The organism is Aminobacter sp. 01T433, from assembly GCF_056398585.1.
In genome coordinates, this window is the sequence record NZ_JBFTPR010000009.1 from 134,791 (window position 1) to 152,879 (window position 18,089).

Annotated in this window: 16 protein-coding genes; 6 read left to right on the forward strand and 10 right to left on the reverse strand. The window is 61.5% G+C overall.

The features are described from left to right. Positions 1-5: 5 nt before the first annotated feature. Together AC1DLV_RS17465 and AC1DLV_RS17470 are read right to left on the reverse strand one after the other, a co-directional pair. Positions 6-1,211 carry an NnrS family protein gene (locus tag AC1DLV_RS17465; RefSeq protein WP_476801159.1) on the reverse strand — a complete coding sequence of 402 codons (1,206 nt, stop codon included), beginning with the start codon at positions 1,209-1,211 and terminating at the stop codon, positions 6-8. An 88-nt stretch (positions 1,212-1,299) separates the two neighbouring features. Further along, positions 1,300-1,743, reverse strand: coding sequence for a pseudoazurin (locus AC1DLV_RS17470; protein ID WP_476801160.1), 444 nt, complete (start codon positions 1,741-1,743; stop codon positions 1,300-1,302). A gap of 147 nt (positions 1,744-1,890) precedes the next feature. Here AC1DLV_RS17470 and AC1DLV_RS17475 point away from each other — a divergent pair, with 147 nt between their 5' ends. Continuing rightward, positions 1,891-2,595, forward strand: coding sequence for a Crp/Fnr family transcriptional regulator (locus AC1DLV_RS17475; RefSeq protein WP_476801161.1), 705 nt, complete (start codon positions 1,891-1,893; stop codon positions 2,593-2,595). 11 nt (positions 2,596-2,606) lie between these two features. Here the strand turns inward: AC1DLV_RS17475 and AC1DLV_RS17480 are convergent, their stop codons facing one another. The 7 genes from AC1DLV_RS17480 to napE form a co-directional block, all read right to left on the reverse strand. Further along, on the reverse strand, positions 2,607-2,807 hold the full coding sequence (locus AC1DLV_RS17480; RefSeq protein ID WP_476836199.1) for a DUF1858 domain-containing protein: 201 nt from the start codon (positions 2,805-2,807) through the stop codon (positions 2,607-2,609). 84 nt (positions 2,808-2,891) lie between these two features. Further along, the gene (locus AC1DLV_RS17485) at positions 2,892-3,608 is read right to left on the reverse strand and encodes a NapC/NirT family cytochrome c (RefSeq protein ID WP_476801163.1); all 717 of its coding nucleotides are present in this window, start codon (positions 3,606-3,608) and stop codon (positions 2,892-2,894) included. Beyond that, complete coding sequence (locus AC1DLV_RS17490; protein WP_476801164.1) at positions 3,608-4,105, reverse strand: nitrate reductase cytochrome c-type subunit; 498 nt, start codon at positions 4,103-4,105, stop codon at positions 3,608-3,610. The genes AC1DLV_RS17485 and AC1DLV_RS17490 overlap by 1 nt, the downstream gene beginning before the upstream one ends. Beyond that, positions 4,075-6,579: a periplasmic nitrate reductase subunit alpha gene (gene napA / locus AC1DLV_RS17495; RefSeq protein ID WP_476801165.1), complete on the reverse strand. Its 2,505-nt coding sequence runs from the start codon at positions 6,577-6,579 to the stop codon at positions 4,075-4,077. Before napA ends, AC1DLV_RS17490 begins: the two co-directional genes overlap by 31 nt. Then, positions 6,576-6,842 carry a chaperone NapD gene (locus AC1DLV_RS17500; RefSeq protein WP_476801166.1) on the reverse strand — a complete coding sequence of 89 codons (267 nt, stop codon included), beginning with the start codon at positions 6,840-6,842 and terminating at the stop codon, positions 6,576-6,578. The genes napA and AC1DLV_RS17500 overlap by 4 nt, the downstream gene beginning before the upstream one ends. Continuing rightward, positions 6,835-7,338, reverse strand: coding sequence for a ferredoxin-type protein NapF (gene napF / locus AC1DLV_RS17505; protein ID WP_476801167.1), 504 nt, complete (start codon positions 7,336-7,338; stop codon positions 6,835-6,837). Before napF ends, AC1DLV_RS17500 begins: the two co-directional genes overlap by 8 nt. A 4-nt stretch (positions 7,339-7,342) precedes the next feature. After that, positions 7,343-7,534 (reverse strand): periplasmic nitrate reductase, NapE protein, encoded by a 192-nt coding sequence (napE, locus tag AC1DLV_RS17510; RefSeq protein ID WP_476801168.1) that lies wholly within the window; start codon positions 7,532-7,534, stop codon positions 7,343-7,345. A 606-nt stretch (positions 7,535-8,140) separates the two neighbouring features. Between napE and AC1DLV_RS17515 the strand changes: the two genes are divergently transcribed. The 3 genes from AC1DLV_RS17515 (at position 8,141) to AC1DLV_RS17525 (ending at position 14,819) form a co-directional block, all read left to right on the forward strand. Next, a complete protein-coding gene (locus AC1DLV_RS17515) occupies positions 8,141-9,745 on the forward strand; it encodes an amidohydrolase (RefSeq protein ID WP_476801169.1) in 1,605 nt (534 codons plus the stop codon). A 225-nt stretch (positions 9,746-9,970) separates the two neighbouring features. Next, the gene (locus AC1DLV_RS17520; protein ID WP_476801170.1) at positions 9,971-10,747 is read left to right on the forward strand and encodes a GntR family transcriptional regulator; all 777 of its coding nucleotides are present in this window, start codon (positions 9,971-9,973) and stop codon (positions 10,745-10,747) included. A gap of 874 nt (positions 10,748-11,621) precedes the next feature. Beyond that, positions 11,622-14,819 carry an autotransporter family protein gene (locus AC1DLV_RS17525; RefSeq protein WP_476836200.1) on the forward strand — a complete coding sequence of 1,066 codons (3,198 nt, stop codon included), beginning with the start codon at positions 11,622-11,624 and terminating at the stop codon, positions 14,817-14,819. Between the two features lie 142 nt (positions 14,820-14,961). Here AC1DLV_RS17525 and AC1DLV_RS17530 read toward each other — a convergent pair whose 3' ends face one another. Further along, a complete protein-coding gene (locus AC1DLV_RS17530; RefSeq protein WP_476801172.1) occupies positions 14,962-15,855 on the reverse strand; it encodes a DMT family transporter in 894 nt (297 codons plus the stop codon). Between the two features lie 208 nt (positions 15,856-16,063). Between AC1DLV_RS17530 and AC1DLV_RS17535 the strand changes: the two genes are divergently transcribed. Both AC1DLV_RS17535 and AC1DLV_RS17540 read left to right on the forward strand, forming a co-directional pair. After that, entirely contained in the window at positions 16,064-17,128 is a 1,065-nt protein-coding gene (locus AC1DLV_RS17535; RefSeq protein ID WP_476801173.1) for a YeiH family protein, read from the forward strand. A gap of 17 nt (positions 17,129-17,145) precedes the next feature. Beyond that, complete coding sequence (locus tag AC1DLV_RS17540) at positions 17,146-18,027, forward strand: LysR substrate-binding domain-containing protein (protein ID WP_476801174.1); 882 nt, start codon at positions 17,146-17,148, stop codon at positions 18,025-18,027. The last annotated feature ends 62 nt before the right edge of the window (positions 18,028-18,089 follow it).

The window sequence follows — 18,089 nt, forward strand, 5'->3', positions numbered from 1 at the left end:
CGAGATCAGCTGGGTGCGGGGTTGGGCTGGCGTGCACGCAGTTTCGGACGCACCAGCATACCGCCATAGAGCAATGCGTAGCCGAGAAACGCTACGGTCCATGCCGCCGCCGATCCATGCAGGAGTGCTGGCGCGCCTGGAAGGAAGGCCGCGACTATGCGCAACAGACCCGAAACGACGATTGCTGCGAAGACCAGGCAAGAGCCGGCACCAGCATGCAAGTCGCGTCCGGTGTGCCCAAGCGTTGCCCGCGCCATCACGGCAAGCGTCATTACCCCGATCGCGCCCACGCCGAATGCGTGAAGAGCAGCTGCCGGCGGAACGGCCTCCGGCAACAGGGCAGCCAGACCGGCCAAGGCAAGACCAAGCGGCACGAAGGCGTAGGCGATGTGCAGGATCAGGACCAGCGGGTCGCGCAGCGTCCGGTCGCCCGCCCAGCGCGCGAGCCGAACGGTGTTGAGAAGGGCAGCCACCAGCAGCATCGCACCTGTAACGGATAGCTCCGGGAAGCAGGCCCAGGCGACAAGCGACAAGCTGGAGAGACCGATCGTCACCCCATCGAAACGGTTGAACGGAACGGGCAACCGGCCCGGATTCGCGCGTGCAAGCCAGTTGCGGGTGAAGCTCGGGATGATGCGCCCGCCGATGATCATGATGAGCACGATGCCCGCCCCGATACCGAGCCTGCGGCTGACATCGGATGCGCCCTGATAGTGCGCTTCGACATGGAACGCGACATTGGCGGCGAAGAGCACGACCAGCGGCGCAAGCACCTTGAGGTTGCGCCAGTTGCGCCCGGCGATGATTTCGATGGCCGCGGCAACGGCAACCGCGAGCAGGAACGCACTGTCGATCATGGCTGCCGCAAGCCAGCCGATGTCAGCCGAAAAGAACACGGCGAGGCGTCCAGCTAACCACAGAAGGACCAGTGCGAGCAGCGGCAGCCCCTGGACGGGCAGCCTGCCTGTCCAGTTGGGGATCGCGGTCAGCAGAAATCCGGTGACGATCGCGGCGAGATAACCAAAGAGCATCTCGTGGATATGCCAATCAACTGGCGCCAGCGCGCTCGCGGTTTCGAGCCGGCCGTAAAGCATGGGTAGCCAAAACAGGATGGTAATGCCGGCATAAATCGAGCCGAGCAGGAAAAATGGACGGAAACCATAGGAGAGCACAGCGGGATAGTTGCCCGGCCGAACGCGTGGAATAGCCATGACATCGCTTTCAACGGGAAAAGGCCGGGTAGAGCTGGCGCCCCACCCGGCTGATTTAGAGATGAATTGAGCAGCCTCGCGCCGGCACTCAGTTGCCCGCGGGAACCTGAGCCAGAAGTGCCTCGAACGTCTTCTTGGCCTTGCCGAGTTGCTTGACGGCCTTGGCCTGCTCGAGATTGGTCGGCTTGCCGACCACGATCAGCGCGACCATGCCCATGCCGTAGTGCGGCGTGCACTTGATGCCATAGACGCCTTCCTTGTCGAGGGTGACGGAAATCTTCTCATTCATCTTGCCCTTGAAGGGCGTCGCCCCCTCCGGGATCATGTCCTTGATGCTTTCGGCGTCGTGGGACTTGTCGGTCGGCACGAAGGTGATGGTATCGCCGGGTGCTGCGACGACGTAATCGGGCTGGAACACCATGGAGCCCTTCTCGCCCTTGTTGAGCATCTGGATTTCGATCTCGGCGGCCTGAACGGTGCCGGCCAGCAACACGGCTGCGAATGCGGCTGCAGTAGCAATGGCGTATTTCATGATCTTTTCTTTCCTTTCACGACGGCTCCAGCCGTTGGGCCCTTGCCTAAGGCGCATTTGCCAAGGACACTTTGATCCAGCGCAAACCCAAGCGAGATGATCTGTGGTTTCGGAGATCATGATTGGGCATTCGCAGGAGCAACTGAAATGAGCCGTCTTGACCGCTCGCTAATCGCCGGCTTGCCCGCCTTCCAGGGCATGGCCCCGGAGGACCTCGACCGTCTCCTCCAGCAGGCGCGATCGCTGCGCATCGCAAAGGATCAAACCGTATTCGAGCAGGAAGGCGAGGCGCACTCTTTCTTCTTGCTGCTCGACGGCCATGCCCGCGTCGTCAAGACCACTCCGGACGGCCAACAGGTTATCGTGCGCTACATCAGCCCCGGTGAACTGATGGGCATCGCCCATGCACTGGGGCGCACCACCTATCCCGCCAGTGCCGTCGCTGCCGTGGACTGCGTCGTGCTCGCCTGGCCCGGGCATCTGTGGCCGGAGCTGGCGGAGTCTTTTCCAAGCTTCGGCACCAGCACCTACAAGACCGTTGGCGCCCGGCTCCAGGAGACCCAGGCCCGCGTCGTCGAAATGGCGACCGAACAGGTCGAGCAGCGTGTCGCTCACGCATTGCTGCGGCTGGTCAAGCAGACAGGAAGGAAGACCGACGAAGGCATCCTGATCGACTTCCCGATTTCACGTCAGGACATCGCGGAGATGACGGGGACGACCCTCCACACGGTCAGTCGACTGCTCACGGCATGGGAAGAAAAGGGCCTGGTCAAGAGCGGACGCCAGAAGGTAACGGTGGTCGAGCCGCACCGCCTGTTCGTTCTGGCCGAGGGACGTGCCGAAAAGAGCTGACGCTCTGAGCCCTATTTCATCGCCATCATCAGGTCGCGAAGCAACACGTCCTCGTCCAGGCGGTGCTCCCTCGCCGCATCTGAAACGGTATGGAACGACGCGATCGGGCAACCGATGCAAATAAGACCGTGCCCGAGCATCACCCTTATGGTTCCCGGCCATTGGCGCATGATGGCGTCCATTGTCATGTCGTCATTGAAACGTGGCTTCATCGTCGCTGTCCGCTTCTGAAGCCGCCATGATGGGCGCATCTGGCGGCGCGGTCATTGCGCACCGACAAACAAAACAGCGATGGCTCAGTCCAGTGCCATGACGTCAAGCGGAATACCTGCATGCTGCGACCTGACATAACGATCGAGCTGATCGACGGCCGAGGATTGCGGCAGCTGGTTGCCCTGCAGTTCCGGCGGAACCTGCCAGCCAGGAGCTATGCCCTTCATGTTGGGCAGCTCGTGGGCGATGCCCTTGTGGCAGTCGATGCAGGTCGCCTTTCCAGAAAGCAGATAGCGCGTGTGGATATCGGCGGCGCGTTGGGTCTGGCGCGTCAGATCCATGGCGACTGACGAGTGACAGTTGCGGCATTCGAGGCTGTCATTGGCTTTCAGCCGTGCCCATTCGTGCTGGGCGAGCTCCAGACGCTTGTCCAGGAATTTGCGCCTTGTGTCGATGGTCCCGAAAATCTTGCCCCACACTTCCTTGGACGCCTGCATCTTGCGGGCGATCTTGCGCGTCCATTGGTGCGGCACGTGGCAATCCGGGCAGGACGCACGCACGCCCGAGCGATTGGTAAAATGGATCGTGCGGGTCAATTCTTCGTAGACGTTGTCCTTCATCTCGTGACAAGAGGTGCAAAACGCCTCGGTGTTGGTCACTTCAAGGGCGGTATTGAACGCGCCCCAGAAAATGACGCCGCCGACAAACCCGCCGAGCGTGAGAAAGCCCAGGCCGAGCGTTACAGCCGGCTTGGTCAGGATGCCCCAGCCCCACGCGAACATCCTTTTGACCCAGCCCATCATTGGTCACCAACATGATTGACGCCCATCTCGCTCATGTCGATGAAGCGATTTTCAACAAGCGGGCGAATGTCAGCCTGGGGCACATGGCATGCGGTGCAGAAGTAGCGTCTCGGAGACACGTCGGCCAGCATCTGGCCGTCACGCGTCATATAGTGGGTGACGCTGATCATCGGTGCTCCCGAGCCCAGGGTGAATTCGCGCTTGTGGCAGGTCAGGCAGCGATTTGCATTGACCGACAACTGATAGCCCTCGATCGAATGTGGGATCAGCGGTGGCTGGTCGGGAAAAGCCCGCATCTGGCGCACGTCGTCGACCACCCATTTGGGCAACGGTGCGGCAGGGATCGCCTGCATCGGTGGCTGTGGTCCGATGAGCTGCGGCGGCTGCGAGGCAATCTGCGCCAGTGCTGCCGTTCCCACCAGAAACGCTGCAATGGCAGCGGCTGTGAGCGTCTTGTGCCGCGTCAGGCGGCTGAAATAACCTTGACCGCGCATTTCTTGAAATCCGTCTGCTTGGAGATGGGATCGGTGGCGTCGAGCGTGACCATGTTGATCAACTGGCTGGCGTCGAACCACGGGACGAAGATCACGCCATGCGGCATGCGATTTCGGCCGCGCGTGTCGATGCGCGTGCGGATCTCGCCGCGCCGCGACACGATGCGCACCTCCGCCCCCTGGTTGATGCCGCGCTTGCGGGCGTCGTCTGCGTTCATGAAACAGCGCGCACCCGGGAATGCCCGGAAAAGCTCGGGCACGCGCATCGTCATCGACCCGGAATGCCAGTGCTCCAGCACGCGCCCCGTCACCAGCCAAAGGTCAAACTCCTCGTCGGGAGATTCGGCCGGAGGCTCGTAGGGCACACCGAGGATCACCGCCCGGCCGTCGGGCCGCCCATAGAATTTCACGCCCTCGCCCGGCTTCACATAGGGGTCGAACCCCTCGCGGTAGCGCCACAACGTCTCCTTGCCGTCGACCACCGGCCAACGCAGACCGCGAACCTTATGGTATTCGTCGAACGGCGCGAGGTCGTGGCCATGGCCGCGACCGAATGTTGCGTACTCTTCGAACAGGCCCTTCTGCAAATAGAAGCCGAAATGCTTCGCTTCCTGGTTGTCGTACTCAGGGTCGAGATCTGAAAGTGGGAAGCGGTCGACATTGCCGTTCTTGTAGAGAACCTCGAACAGCGTCTTGCCCCGATAGTCGGGATTGGCGTCGAGCAATTCCTTGGGCCAGACTTCGTCGGTGGTGAAGCGCTTCGAGAATTCCACCAACTGCCAAACGTCGGAACGGCCCTCTCCCGGCGCGTTGACCAGTTGGCGCCAGACATGGGTACGCCTCTCGGCATTGCCGTAAGCGCCTTCCTTTTCCACCCACATGGCCGCCGGCAGGATGACGTCAGCGGCGAGCGCGGTCACCGTCGGATAGGCGTCCGAGACGACGATGAAATTGTCCGGGTTCCGGTAACCGGGATGTGTTTCCTGGCTGGAATTGGGCGCTGCCTGGAGGTTGTTGTTGACCTGGATCCAGTACCAGTTGAGCTTGCCGTCCCGGAGCATGCGATCTTGCTCGACGGCATGGAACCCGGGCTTTTCGGGTATCAACCCGGCCGGCACCTTCCATACCTCCTCGACATGCTTGCGGTGCTCGGGATTGGTCACCACCATGTCTGCAGGCAGGCGGTGGGCGAAAGTGCCCACTTCGCGCGCCGTACCGCAGGCCGAAGGCTGACCTGTCAGCGAGAAGGGACTATTGCCGGGTTCGGAGATTTTCCCCGTCAGCAAATGGATGTTGTAGACCATCTGGTTGGCCCAGACGCCACGGACATGTTGGTTGAAGCCCATGGTCCACAGCGAGGTCACCTTGACCGATGGATCGGCGTAGAGCTCGGCGAGTTCCTCGAGGAAGCCCGCCTCGACGCCAGTCAGCTTGGATACCTTGTCCAGCGTGTATTCGGACACGAGCGCCCGGAAGTCCTCGAAATTGCTCGGGGTCATCTTTGCAGCGTCGGCCGCCCCGCTCGCCGCCACCTCAAGCGGATGCTCCGGCCGCAAGCCATAACCAATGTCAGTCTGCCCCATCATGAAGGTCGTATGGTCGCGCACGAAGGCTTCATTGACGCGGCCGGACTGAATGATGTGGTTGGCGATGTAGTTGAGGATCGCGAGATCAGTCCCCGGCTTGAAGACGATGGGGATATCGGCGAGGTCCATTGAGCGGTGCGTGAAGGTCGACAACACGGCGCAGCGCACATGCTGGTAACCGAGGCGACGGTCGGCGATTCGACTCCACAAGATCGGGTGCATCTCGGCCATGTTCGAGCCCCACAGCACAAAGGCGTCTGCGTGCTCGAAGTCGTCATACACGCCCATCGGCTCGTCCATGCCGAATGTTCGCATGAAGGCGTAGGCGGCCGACGCCATGCAGTGGCGGGCGTTGGGATCGAGATTGTTCGAACGGAAGCCGGCCCGCATCAGCTTTGTCGCGGCGTAGCCCTCGAAGATCGTCCATTGACCGGACCCGAACATGCCGAGCGCGGTTGGGCCCTTGTCTCGCAGTACTTGCTTGGCCTTCTCTGCCATGAGATCGAAGGCCTCGTCCCATGACACCGGCTCGAACTCACCCTCCTTGTCGAAGACGCCATTCTTCTTGCGCACCAAAGGGGTGTTCAAGCGGTCGGCGCCATACATGATCTTGGAAAGGAAGTAGCCCTTGACGCAGTTGAGGCCGCGATTGACTTCGGCTTGCGTGTCGCCATGGGTGGCGACCACCTGCCCGTCCTTGACGCCGACCATCACGCCGCAGCCCGTACCGCAAAAACGGCACGGCGCCTTCGACCACTTGATCTCGAGTGCGCTCACGCCACCGGTGATCGGCTGAGCGGAGGCAGGCAGGGCGATGCCAGCGGTCGCTGCTGCGATCGCCGTCGCCTGCGCCTTGAGCAGCTCGCGTCGGTTCAGTTCAGCTGTCATGGCTCAGTGCCCTCCAGTTCCTCGATATGCTCGAAAACCATGTTTGCAGCGATCACGCCCGCAAGGCCGCCGATTGTCGTCAGCAGCCCGCCGAGCTCGCCGGCGCTCGCTCCTTCGATGACGACGACGATGCGATTGCCGTCATGCGCTCGGATCTCCGGGCCACCCAAACGCGCGATCTTTTCCAGCACCTCCTCCATGCGCCCAGGCATGACGGTGACGACAGCGCTTGAAATGTGGTGATATCGACGTGGGTCAGGCATGGGCTGGCTCCGCGGTCTGCCGCGCGATCGTGATCGCCTGTGCTGGACATGGCGCAATACACGCGCCGCAACCTGTGCAGGCACTTTCCCTCAGTTCTGGAAAAAACGGCCCGCCAATGCGCGGCCGGAACATGATCGCCGCTTGCGGACAGGCGTCGCGACAGGTCATGCAGGAGACCCCGTTGAGTGCCAGGCAGTCGTCGGAAATGGCCACGACATGTGAAAATGTCGGCGGCACGGCACGGTCGAAAACTGGTTCGGGGCAGACCGTCGCGCAGTCTCCGCAAAGCAGGCATTCGCCGGCCATGAAGTCCAGCGACGGCTTGGCCGCGACCATGACGATGATGGCAGTGGGGCAGGCTTGAACACAGGCACCGCAGCCGGTGCATGAGGCCAGTCCGCCATCCATCATCCCCGGCGGCACAATTCTTGGCACCGGCTGTTCGTTGCCGCCTGTCAAAAATGTCCTGCGGCTGATGGAGGCCGGCTTTGCCACTGGCTCAACCTCCGGGAGGTCCGGGCGGCCCGAATATGATCTGCCACATCCAGACGAGGAAGCCATAGCCGCCGACCACGCCTACCGCGACGATAGGCCAGATCCCGAAGGCCAGAACAAGGAATGTGAGGAGTTCTTTACGGCGCGCGGAAGCCGGCGGCTTTGCCGCAACGGGTCCTGCGTGGTCCTGGGTCATGATCACCTCATGTGCCTTGGACGTGAATGGAACGAACAATCTCGTTCATTCTGTCAACAGGTTACCGAAATAGGCTGTCTTTGCAAATCTTCTTTGACAGCCGGGAAGAATTTCACATCTCACATGCTTTCGAGCGAAATGACCTTTGCATTCCCAAGGAACGTGCACCGGTTATCGCCAAACAGCTTGTGGATCGTTATATTTAGCTAGATATAGCGCCATGCCACCGCATTCGCTGCAAGCGCTCGATGGCCATGACCGAGTTCACGTCGACCTTCGGCCGCTTTGGCAGTCTGTTGGCTTCCGCGGACATTTTCCACCTGTTGTGGCGGTAGTCCAGCGAGCACCCCGAGTTGGGCCAATCGCAGACCTTGAGTTGAATTGATTTCGCACGCCCGTCAGTTCTCGACACATACATTAGCGATTCATAAAACAACTTGCACCAGCACAAACGAATCTAGGCATATATTTTCCTAATTTCCCTACATGAGAAAAATATTCTTGCTCATGCAGGCACCTTTGCCCATCATCCAGGTTGCCGCTGCGTCAAGTGGTAGAAATTACTGCCCATGGTCAGCGGCGAATGTCGATCAATGGGAGATTTTCATGAAGCGCAAATTGATTTCGCGAATAGCCCTGGCCACTTTGTTGACAGCGTCAGCCTCGACGTTCGCATTGGCCAACGAACAAAAGGCAGTCAGCGCCGAGCAGGTCACCGAGCTCAAGAAACGCGCGGTCGAAGGCATCGAAGCCCGCGCAAAGCTCGCCCAGGAGATGACGGATTCGATTTTCAGCTTCGGTGAACTGGCCTTCCAGGAAATCGAAACGTCGAAATACATCACCGCCATCCTCGAGAAGAACGGCTTCACCGTCGAACGCGGCGTCGCTGGCCTGCCGACAGGCTGGGTTGCCAAATGGGGTTCTGGCGAGCCGGTCATTGCGCTCGGCAGCGACATCGACGGCCTGCCGAAGACCTCGCAGAAGCCTGGCGTCGCCTATCACGACCCGATGATCGAAGGCGCGCCTGGGCATGGCGAGGGCCACAATTCCGGGCAGGCGGTGAACGTGGTCGCAGCACTGGCGCTCAAGGACATCATGGAGAAGGACAAGTTGCCCGGCACCATCATGCTGTGGCCGGGCGTCGCCGAAGAACTGCTCGCCGGCAAGGCCTACATGGTGCGCGACGGCGTTTTCAAGGATGTCGACGCAGTGCTGTTCACGCATGTCGGCAACAATCTCCAGACCACCTGGGGCCAGCCCAATGGCACCGGCATGGTTTCGGTCGAATACACGTTCAAGGGTGAATCGGCACATTCGGCCGGGGCACCTTGGCGCGGTCGCAGCGCGCTCGACGGCGTCGAACTGATGAATATCGGCTGGAACATGAAGCGAGAGCACCTGCGCCCCGAGCAGCGTTCGCACTATGTCATTCTCGATGGCGGCGACCAGCCCAACGTCGTGCCGTCAGCCGCAACGGTCTGGTACTTCATCCGCGAGCAGGATTTCGACAACATTTCCAAAAACTTCGAGACCGCCAACACCATCGCGGACGCGGCGGCGAAAATGTCGAACACCACCGTCTCGCGACAGATCGTGGGCACCGCTGCACCTCGCCACTTCAACAAGCCTATCGCCGAAGCGGCCTACGCCAATATCCAGCAGGTCGGCCTGCCGACGTGGAGCGACGACGAGCAAGCCTTCGCCAAGGCCGTGCAAAAGACGGTAACCGCCAAGGAGGAAGGGCTCGCGGTCAAGCTCAAGGAGCTTGTGCCGCCGCTGGAAAAACCTGAGAGCGGCGGATCCGACGACATCGGCGACATCTCCTGGGTGGTGCCGACGATCACGCTCAACTATCCCTCGAACATTCCCGGCCTGCCCGGCCACCATTGGTCGAATGCCATGGCCATGGCGACGCCGATTGCCCACAAGGGCGTCGTCGCCGGTTCGAAAGTGGTGGCCATGACGTCGATCGATCTTTTGACCAACCCCGAATTGTTGGCCAAGGCGACGGACTACTTCAACAACGAGCAACAGAAGGGCCAGAAATACGTCCCGATGCTGACTGCCGATGACAAGCCGCAGATCCAGAAGAACGTCGAGATCATGGCAACCTTCCGGCCTGAAATGCAGAAGCTCTACTACGACCCGTCGAAATATCCGACCTATCTCGAACAGTTGGGCATCAAGTTCCCGGTTCTCGAAAAGAAGTAAGGCCGTAGCCTTTTGTGCATCAATCTCGATAGCTTGATGCGCCCCATACGGCAGGCAACAGGGCCTGCTGTATGGGAGGCGTGGAGAATGGAAACAATGCAGCTGTTCGACTGTTGCGCCCGATGCGCCAGGCTACCGGGCAGCGCCTGAGCGATCATTTTTGCGCTGGACGATGCGTGGCAAAAGATGACATTTGCATTGATCGCTGCCGCAACACGAGTTGACATGCACACACGCTATCTGTCCCCCGCCCTGCAGGGCTTTGGTGCCATATCCTTGACTGCCCCGCTGGTCGGTGTCGAAGCCCAGATCTACGATCGCCTGTGGAATGCGATCCTCGATCGCAAGATCCGCCCCGGCACCAAATTGGCCGAAGACGAGATCGGCGAAGCCTTCGACATTAGCCGCACGGTCATCCGCAAGGTCCTGTTCATCATGGAGGAGCAGGGGATTGTTCATTTGCCGCCCAACCGCGGTGCCTATGTCGCCACACCGACGCCGGAAGAGGCGCTGGAAGTATTCGAAGCCAGCCGCATCATCGCCCGCCATGTCGTGGCCGAGCTTGCGGCAGACCCCGATCGCCTCGGTACGGACGAACATGCGCGCCTCGACGCGCATTACGAAATGCAAAAGCAAGCCGCCGCTGCAAACGACTACCACGCCATGCGGCGCCTCGTGGTCGAGTTCCAAGTGCTTTTGGCACTGCTTCACGGCAACAAGACGCTGGCCTCGGCGCAAGAGCGGTTGATGATGCGCGGCGCCATGGCGATCACGCTTTACCAGGAACATCTGGTGCTGTGGCCGCCACATGAGTTTCATCGTCCGCTGGTCGAGCTGATCTATGCCGGCGAAGTCGAACGCGCCGTCGCAGCCGTCGACGAGCTATACCGGATCACCGAAGGCAGCCTGCGGCTGGCTCCGCATGACCAGGAAATCGACCTGCGCACCATCCTCACCGCCGAGGAAGGCCCGACCCTGCGCGCACCTTCGCCAAAGGGCTGACCAGGGTCGTACCAAAGCGTAGCGCGCGACCATCAGCGGTTCTGAAACCGCTCTGATGCAGTCGACAATGCGGCTGTGCCTCAATGCCCGGCGCGCAATTCGTGCACGCACATAAAGTTATGCCTGCTCCCACACCTCGCGCGACAACCAGGTTCGGCTGCGGCTAGTGCCGCGCGAACTCATGAACGCCCCTTTTGACATAGGCAGAGCCGATCTCGCCATATCATGTCCTTGGTGATCTGACCGGCTTCGGATCACTCGCCTGCCGCCCACACCAAGCGGACGCGGCCCAAGGGCGCGCAAATAGCGAAATCGCCCCAGCATGGCAGGCCATTCGCCCACGCAATCGACGGTCAATTTACTTTCGATTGGAAAAGATCAGATTATCAATCGAATCACTATGCAGCACGTCAGTCATACTCTATTAGGTCGCCTGCATATGCTTTCGCACGTGTAGAAACGCAGTATCGGAAGGCATCGGCAATTGACTGGGTGTAATACGGCAGCAAAAGGCCAGCGAACTGGTGTTTCGCGATCCGGCGCATCGGCCGATCGAACGGTCGGCCCGATCCAATGGGTAAAGCACTCCGGCTCGACTAGAGCCGGACTGGCCATTCGAGGCGAAGGATTCGTCTAGCAGTTGTTAGTCAATGCCTAAAAGCAACATCCATCCATAAAACGAATCCCTGACGCCGATTTACTTGCGCGAATTCAGATATACGCGCACCCTAATGTGGGCTGTTGGGCGGCGGAGACGTGACTCGTGAGCCTCAGACTGTTGCAGTTGGACGTTTCTGCATCGCAAATGGGACCGGGTAAGCCGCTTCGAACGAAATCGGCGCTTACGGTGCTCCATTCGTCGGTTTGTCTGCCGATGCGTCCGCTTTCTCTAGGAAGCCTTGGCCTGCTGTTTGCCTTTGCTGCATCCCCGGCGGCGGCCCAGCAGGTCGTCGCCAACGGTACGACGCAGACGGCATCGGGCACGATCGACACCGGCGCAGCACCGCCTACCGCCGGCTATACGTTGTGGGCGCTCAACGGCGGCGTGATCAACGGCACAACAGGGCTGACTTTGCTCAATAACACAGCCGGGGTGCCCATAGTCGTCCGGGCAGAAAGCGGCGGGCAGATTACCCTTGCCAGCGGAACGACCGCGACCGCCGGACCGGCGTCATCAAATTCTTCGCCCGGAACGGTTCTGTCGGCCGATGGCGCCGGCTCGCTGATCACCGCGACGAACACTCATCTCATCGCTCAGGGAAATTCCACCTACGGCGCAACCGCCGGCAACGGCGGCTCGGTCGTCCTCAATGGCGGCGTGATCGACACGTTCGGCACCTTCGCGGTCGGCCACGGCCTGAACGCGCTTGTGGGCGGCACCATCACGTCGACGGGACAGACCATCAACGCCACCGGGTTCGGCGCCTATGCGGCCGGCGGCGTAATCACGATCCGGGACGCCACCATCACCGAACGGCTTGCGACCGGAAACGTCGCTGGCCTCCGCTCAGACCTGCCAAGCGGCCTGATCACGGCGACCAACGTCAACATCACGACCTCGGGCGCAAATTCCTTCGGCGTGGTGACGACCGACGGCGGCACGCTACGCATCAACGATAGCACCATTCATACCTCGGGCGACGGCGCGTATGGTCTGAATTCCTCGCAGTCGAATCTGGCGACCGGGACCCGTTCGCTGGTTGAGGCAACCAACGTCAACGTGACGACGACGGGCGTGGCCGGCTACGGGGCCCTCGTCTACAACGGCGGCTTGATGAACCTCAACACCGTCGACATCCGCACAAGCGGCGACTTCGGCTACGGCATCGACGTGTTGGGATTTAACACAGCTCCCCCTTCGGGGCCGCCGATCTCGACCGTGCTCAATGGCACGAATGTCACGATCCATGCCACCGGCGACTCAGCCTACGGCGCGATCACTGAAGCCGCGGGAACGCTGAATCTCACCGACAGCTTGGTGTCGGCAACGGGGCCGACCGCTGGCGGCGTCTTTGTCGGCGATTCCGGATCCACGGGAACATTGCTGCGCACCCCAGTCACCAGCGCCCAGTATGACGGCGGACGCGCGGCAGACTCAGGGCATTTGTTCATTACCGACAGCAATGTGACCGCAGGGCGTCACGGCATCAGGGCCAATGGCGGCGTTGCCGGCGATCCCAGCATCGTTGTATTCTCTGGCGGCACGCTAACCGCGGCGGCCGACGCCTTCAACGCACATGACACGTTTGCCGAACTCACGCTGAAAAACGGAACCGCTGTCAGCACGGGCAGCGGCAACTTGCTCAACGTGATCAGCAACGACCCTGCCACCTTGATCAGCCACGTGGACTTCACCACGGCAAACATCGTGGCCACAGGCAACATCATCGCCGATGCCACGAGCATCGCCAACGTCAACATCACCTCCAGCTCCAAGATCACCGGCATCGAGCTGAACACCTTCACCACGCTTGATGCCTCCAGCACCTGGATCATGAACGGCAACTCCGACATCTACTTCTTATCGAATGCTGGCCTCGTCGATGTCACCCCGCCAACAGCCGATCCGAACCTGCTTGCAAGCTACAAGACGCTGACGACCAATGACTATGTCGGGGTGAACGGCAGGCTGGCGCTGAACACCTACCTTGGCACTGATGGCGCGCCGTCGGATATCCTGGTCATCGATGGCGGCACGACGACCGGCAGCACCACGCTGATCGTCAGGAACACCATTGGTCCGGGTGCGCTCACGCTCGCCGACGGCATCCTGGTGGTCGACACCATCAATGGCGCGACATCCACGCCAACGGCCTTCACGCTGGCCGGACAATTTGTCACCGCCGACGGCCAGCAGGCGGTGGTCGGCGGGGCCTTTGCCTACACGCTGCACTTCAACGGTGTCGGTGCCGATTCCGGCGACGAGAACTGGTACCTGCGCTCGACAATTATCCCTACCCCCGGCCCGACACCCACTCCGCCGCCGCCACGCTTCCAGCCCGGTGTTCCACTCTACGAGGTCTATCCGCAGCACCTCCTTGCGCTCAACACCGTGCCGACGCTGCAGCAGCGGGTCGGCAACCGCTACTGGAGCGAACCAGCACCGGCACCCGAGACGGTGTTCTGCAAGGACGCGTCGAAGAATTTCCAATGCCCTGTGACCAACGAGCAGTCGCAATATTATGCCGGCTCCGATGGCCACCAGGCGCTGATCGAGGACCAGCGAGCGATCTGGGGCCGCATCGAAGGCAGCCACGCCAGCATCGAACCGGCGGTCAGCACGTCTGGCACCGACTACGACACCAATGTGTGGAAGCTGCAGGCCGGCCTCGACGGGCTGCTGCACGAGGCCGAGGACGGCTCGAAGCTGATCGGCGGCATCACGGTGCATCTCGGCCATGCCTCGAGCGACGTCACCTCGTTTTTCGGCGATGGCGACATCGACACAACAGGTTATGGCTTCGGCGGCACGCTGACCTGGTATGACCAGAACGGCTTTTATGTCGACGGCCAGGCTCAGCTGACCTGGTTCAACAGCGACCTGACCTCAAAGGCGCTTGGCCTTGATACCCCGACCCTTGTCGACGGCAATGGCGGCTTTGGTTATGCGCTGTCGGTCGAAACTGGCAAGAAGATCGACCTCAACGAAGCCTGGACGCTGACCCCGCAAGCCCAGCTCGTCTATGCCAATGTCGATTTCTCCAGCTTCAGGGATGTCTTCGGCGCCAACATCTCGCTCGACAGCGGCGACTCCCTGCTTGGCCGGCTCGGCATTTCCGCCGACCACGACCAGAGCTGGAAGGACGATGAAGGCAAGACCCGGCGCCGCCATCTCTACGGCATCGCCAATCTTTATTATCAGTTCCTCGACGCCACCCGGGTCGAAGTTTCAGGCGTAAGCTTCGAGAGCCGGCCCGACAAGCTGTGGGGCGGGCTTGGCTTCGGCGGTTCCTACAATTGGAACGACGACAAATATTCGGTCTATGGCGAGGTCTCGGTCAACAGCTCACTCGAAAACTTCGGCGACAGCTACGCCCTTGCCGGTACCGCCGGCTTCAGGGTCAAGTGGTAGGGGGCAGATAAAAGGCCTGCCGGGAGGGGATCGCGGCAGGCCCTTTCGGGAGCGCCGTTGTGTGTGTACATCAACGAAGCGCTCTAGGACATTAACGCATAGCTTCGCCTGAAGTTCCCCGCCCGCACCCCTCCAGGCTCCCTTAGCGCATAAAGATCAGCGCCATCCCGGCGACCACCAGTGCCGCACCCGCCCAGGCGCCGCCGGCGGGCCTTTCGCCGGTTCGCGCCCAGAGCATTGGCAGGATGATCACCGGCGAAGTTGCCGAAAGCGTCGACACAATGCCAACCTTGCCGCCTGAAAGCGCAAACAAAAGCAGCGTCATGCCGATGGCGAGCGCGATGAAGCCGGTCAACGACGTCAGCGCTGCGACCTTCCATGTCAGCGGCCCCTTGGGTTTTACCGCCGGTATCGGCAGCTGGATCAGCACGCTGAGGCAAACCGCTGCGATGCCGACACGCAGCATCGAGGCCACGAACGGATCGATGCCTGTCGCCATCACCGGCCTTGCGATAATGGAGCCGATCGCTTGGCCGGTCGCCGCCCCCAGTCCCAGCGCGACACCGATCCACAATGGCCCCTTCACCGTCTCCCAGGCGTGGAGCTGCGCGCGGCGCTTGCCAAACAGGATCGCAAGCAACACGCCGGCGACCGTCAACCCGATGCCCATGGAAGCCTTTGGCGCAAGGTCCTCGCCGAGCATCAGCCAGCCCAGCACGGCGGCGATCGGTGCGTTCAACGCAAACAGGATGCCAGAACGGCGGGGCCCCAGCCGGTTCAGCGTCGCAAACAGCAGCGTATCGCCAACAAAGATACCAACGAGGCCGGACAAGAGGAGAGGCCCGACGCTGCCGGCATCGAGTTCGCGCCATGTGCCGGTGGCCAGGACATAGATCGCCAGCAGCACGGTGACGAAGACCTGTCGCAAGCGGTTGAATGCCGGCGCGCCGAGATAGCCGGCCGGTCCGGCCGAGATCAATCCCGTGACGGCCCAGCATGTCGCTGCCCCCAGTGCTGCAATCTCGTGAACAGGCATTGGCGTACCGACTGGCAAGAGGAGTGAAGAGACGTGGACCGAAGCACCGCTATAAATGCGCTGCGCGTCACGTCCAGTGGCACGGCGGTGCCTGGACAGGGCCACCGCCAAACCATTCTCCCAGACCGAACGATTCAAGCGATATTACGCGTTGGATTGATCAAAAGCCGGCGAATAGCTTGCGCCTGAAATTTGCAGGAACAAAGCCATGAATGCCCTCGTCCGAGCCGAAACCCAAAGTGCTGCGGCCATCAGGTCACAGCAGACGGTGCGCCACCCAGCAAGCGGAAATCATCTGGCGCCCGGCCTGCTGCTTGTCGCGACCATCGCAGGCTTCGCCTTCGCGCTCAGGCTGCTTCCCGGCCTTTTCGCCTTCAGCCCGATGATCATCGCCATTGTCATCGGCATGGCCTTCCACAATCTCGTGGGCACCCCTGCCCGTGCCAAGTCGGGCGTTGCGTTTTCGATGCGCAAGGTGCTGCGTTTCGCCATCATCCTGCTTGGCCTGCAGCTGACCGCCAGCCAGGTCGCCGAGGTAGGCGCCATGGGCATCGCCATCATCGCGACAACACTTGTCGCCACCTTCGCATTCACCTTGTGGCTTGCGAAACTCATCGGCGTCGATCAAAAACTCGCCGAACTGATCGCTGCCGGCACCTCGATTTGCGGTGCGTCCGCTGTCATCGCCACCAACACGGTGACCAATGCGCCCGATGAAGATGTCGCTTATGCGGTTGCGTGTGTGACCGTCTTCGGCTCGGTGGCGATGTTCGCCTATCCGCTATTGCCCGGCCTGCTTCACCTTGATCCCCATGCCTACGGGTTGTGGGCAGGCGCGTCGATCCATGAGATCGCCCAGGTCGTGGCAGCCGCCTTCCAGGGTGGCCAGCAGTCGGGTGAGTTCGGCACAGTGGCAAAACTCACCCGCGTCATGATGCTGGCGCCGGTGGTCATCGCGCTTGGCGTGGCCGCCCGCCAGCGCGCCAAGTCCGCCGGCAAGACGCACAATGGCGCATCGGCCCCCATGCCGTGGTTCGTGCTCGGCTTCGTCGCCATGGTCGGCCTCAACAGCCTCGTCGACATCTCGGCCGAGGCAAAGGCGTGGATCGTCACGCTCACCACCTTCCTGCTCACCATGGCGCTCGCGGCCATGGGGCTTGAAACCGATATCCGCAAACTTCGGGCACGCGGCGCCCGTCCACTTTTTCTTGGGCTAGGCGCGTTCCTTTTCATCGCGACTTTCTCTCTAATGCTGGTCAAACTTCTGGGCTGACGACCGAAAGGAAAGCCGTGACCCTCGAACAGCTCAGGATCTTCGTCGCGGTGGCCGAACGCGAGCACGTCACGCGAGGCGCCCAGGCGCTGAACCTGACGCAATCGGCGACAAGTGCAGCCGTGTCGGCGCTGGAGGCGCGCTACCAGACAAAACTCTTCGACCGCGTCGGCCGCCGCATCGTGCTCACCGACGCCGGGCGCATCTTCCTGTCAGAGGCGCGCGCGGTCCTTGCCCGCGCCAGCTCCGCCGAGATCGTGCTTGCCGACCTCGCCGGCTTGAAGCGCGGCGCGCTCAAGCTCGCCGGCAGCCAGACCGTTGCCAATTATTGGCTGCCCAAGATCGCCCATCGTTTCCAGACGAGCTATCCCGGCATTGCGCTTGGCATCACCATCGGCAACACCGAGACGGTGGCAGCACAGGTCCATGACGGCGCGGCCGATCTCGGCTTTGTCGAAGGCGAAATCGACGATCCCGCCCTCGCCATCGAACCGGTGGCCGAGGACGAACTGGTGCTGGTTGCGGTATCAGGCCATCCCTGGACCATCACGCCGCCGACCTCGCCGCGCGACCTCAAGACCGGGCGCTGGATCCTGCGCGAGCAAGGTTCGGGCACGCGCTCGAACCTGGAGGCGGTGCTGGCGACCGTTGGCGTGGAAGCGGGCAGCCTTGATGTCGCGCTCGAAATGCCCTCCAACGAATCAATCCGCACGGCTGCCGAGGCCGGTGCCGGCGTTGCCGTCATGTCGCGATTGGTTGCCGAAGGCGCGCTTAAGGCCGGCACTCTGGTCGCCATCGACTTCGCGCTGCCCAAGCGCAGCTTCTTCGTTTTGCGCCACAAGGAGCGTTATGCCACGCGCGCGGCACGCGAGTTCCTCGCCCTTGTCAGCGGCAATTGAACTCCGCTTCAGGCAATTCCGCCTGATGAGAATAATATCCGCCGAGCTGCCGCATTCGCGTC

Coding starts and splice junctions, on each gene's coding strand:
- AC1DLV_RS17465 (WP_476801159.1), bottom strand. CDS start 1,211: ATGGCTATTCCACGCGTTCGGCCGGGCAACTATCCCGCTGTGCTCTCC.
- AC1DLV_RS17470 (WP_476801160.1), bottom strand. CDS start 1,743: ATGAAATACGCCATTGCTACTGCAGCCGCATTCGCAGCCGTGTTGCTG.
- AC1DLV_RS17475 (WP_476801161.1), top strand. CDS start 1,891: ATGAGCCGTCTTGACCGCTCGCTAATCGCCGGCTTGCCCGCCTTCCAG.
- AC1DLV_RS17480 (WP_476836199.1), bottom strand. CDS start 2,807: ATGAAGCCACGTTTCAATGACGACATGACAATGGACGCCATCATGCGC.
- AC1DLV_RS17485 (WP_476801163.1), bottom strand. CDS start 3,608: ATGGGCTGGGTCAAAAGGATGTTCGCGTGGGGCTGGGGCATCCTGACC.
- AC1DLV_RS17490 (WP_476801164.1), bottom strand. CDS start 4,105: ATGCGCGGTCAAGGTTATTTCAGCCGCCTGACGCGGCACAAGACGCTC.
- napA (WP_476801165.1), bottom strand. CDS start 6,579: ATGACAGCTGAACTGAACCGACGCGAGCTGCTCAAGGCGCAGGCGACG.
- AC1DLV_RS17500 (WP_476801166.1), bottom strand. CDS start 6,842: ATGCCTGACCCACGTCGATATCACCACATTTCAAGCGCTGTCGTCACC.
- napE (WP_476801168.1), bottom strand. CDS start 7,534: ATGACCCAGGACCACGCAGGACCCGTTGCGGCAAAGCCGCCGGCTTCC.
- AC1DLV_RS17515 (WP_476801169.1), top strand. CDS start 8,141: ATGAAGCGCAAATTGATTTCGCGAATAGCCCTGGCCACTTTGTTGACA.
- AC1DLV_RS17520 (WP_476801170.1), top strand. CDS start 9,971: ATGCACACACGCTATCTGTCCCCCGCCCTGCAGGGCTTTGGTGCCATA.
- AC1DLV_RS17525 (WP_476836200.1), top strand. CDS start 11,622: ATGCGTCCGCTTTCTCTAGGAAGCCTTGGCCTGCTGTTTGCCTTTGCT.
- AC1DLV_RS17530 (WP_476801172.1), bottom strand. CDS start 15,855: ATGCCTGTTCACGAGATTGCAGCACTGGGGGCAGCGACATGCTGGGCC.
- AC1DLV_RS17535 (WP_476801173.1), top strand. CDS start 16,064: ATGAATGCCCTCGTCCGAGCCGAAACCCAAAGTGCTGCGGCCATCAGG.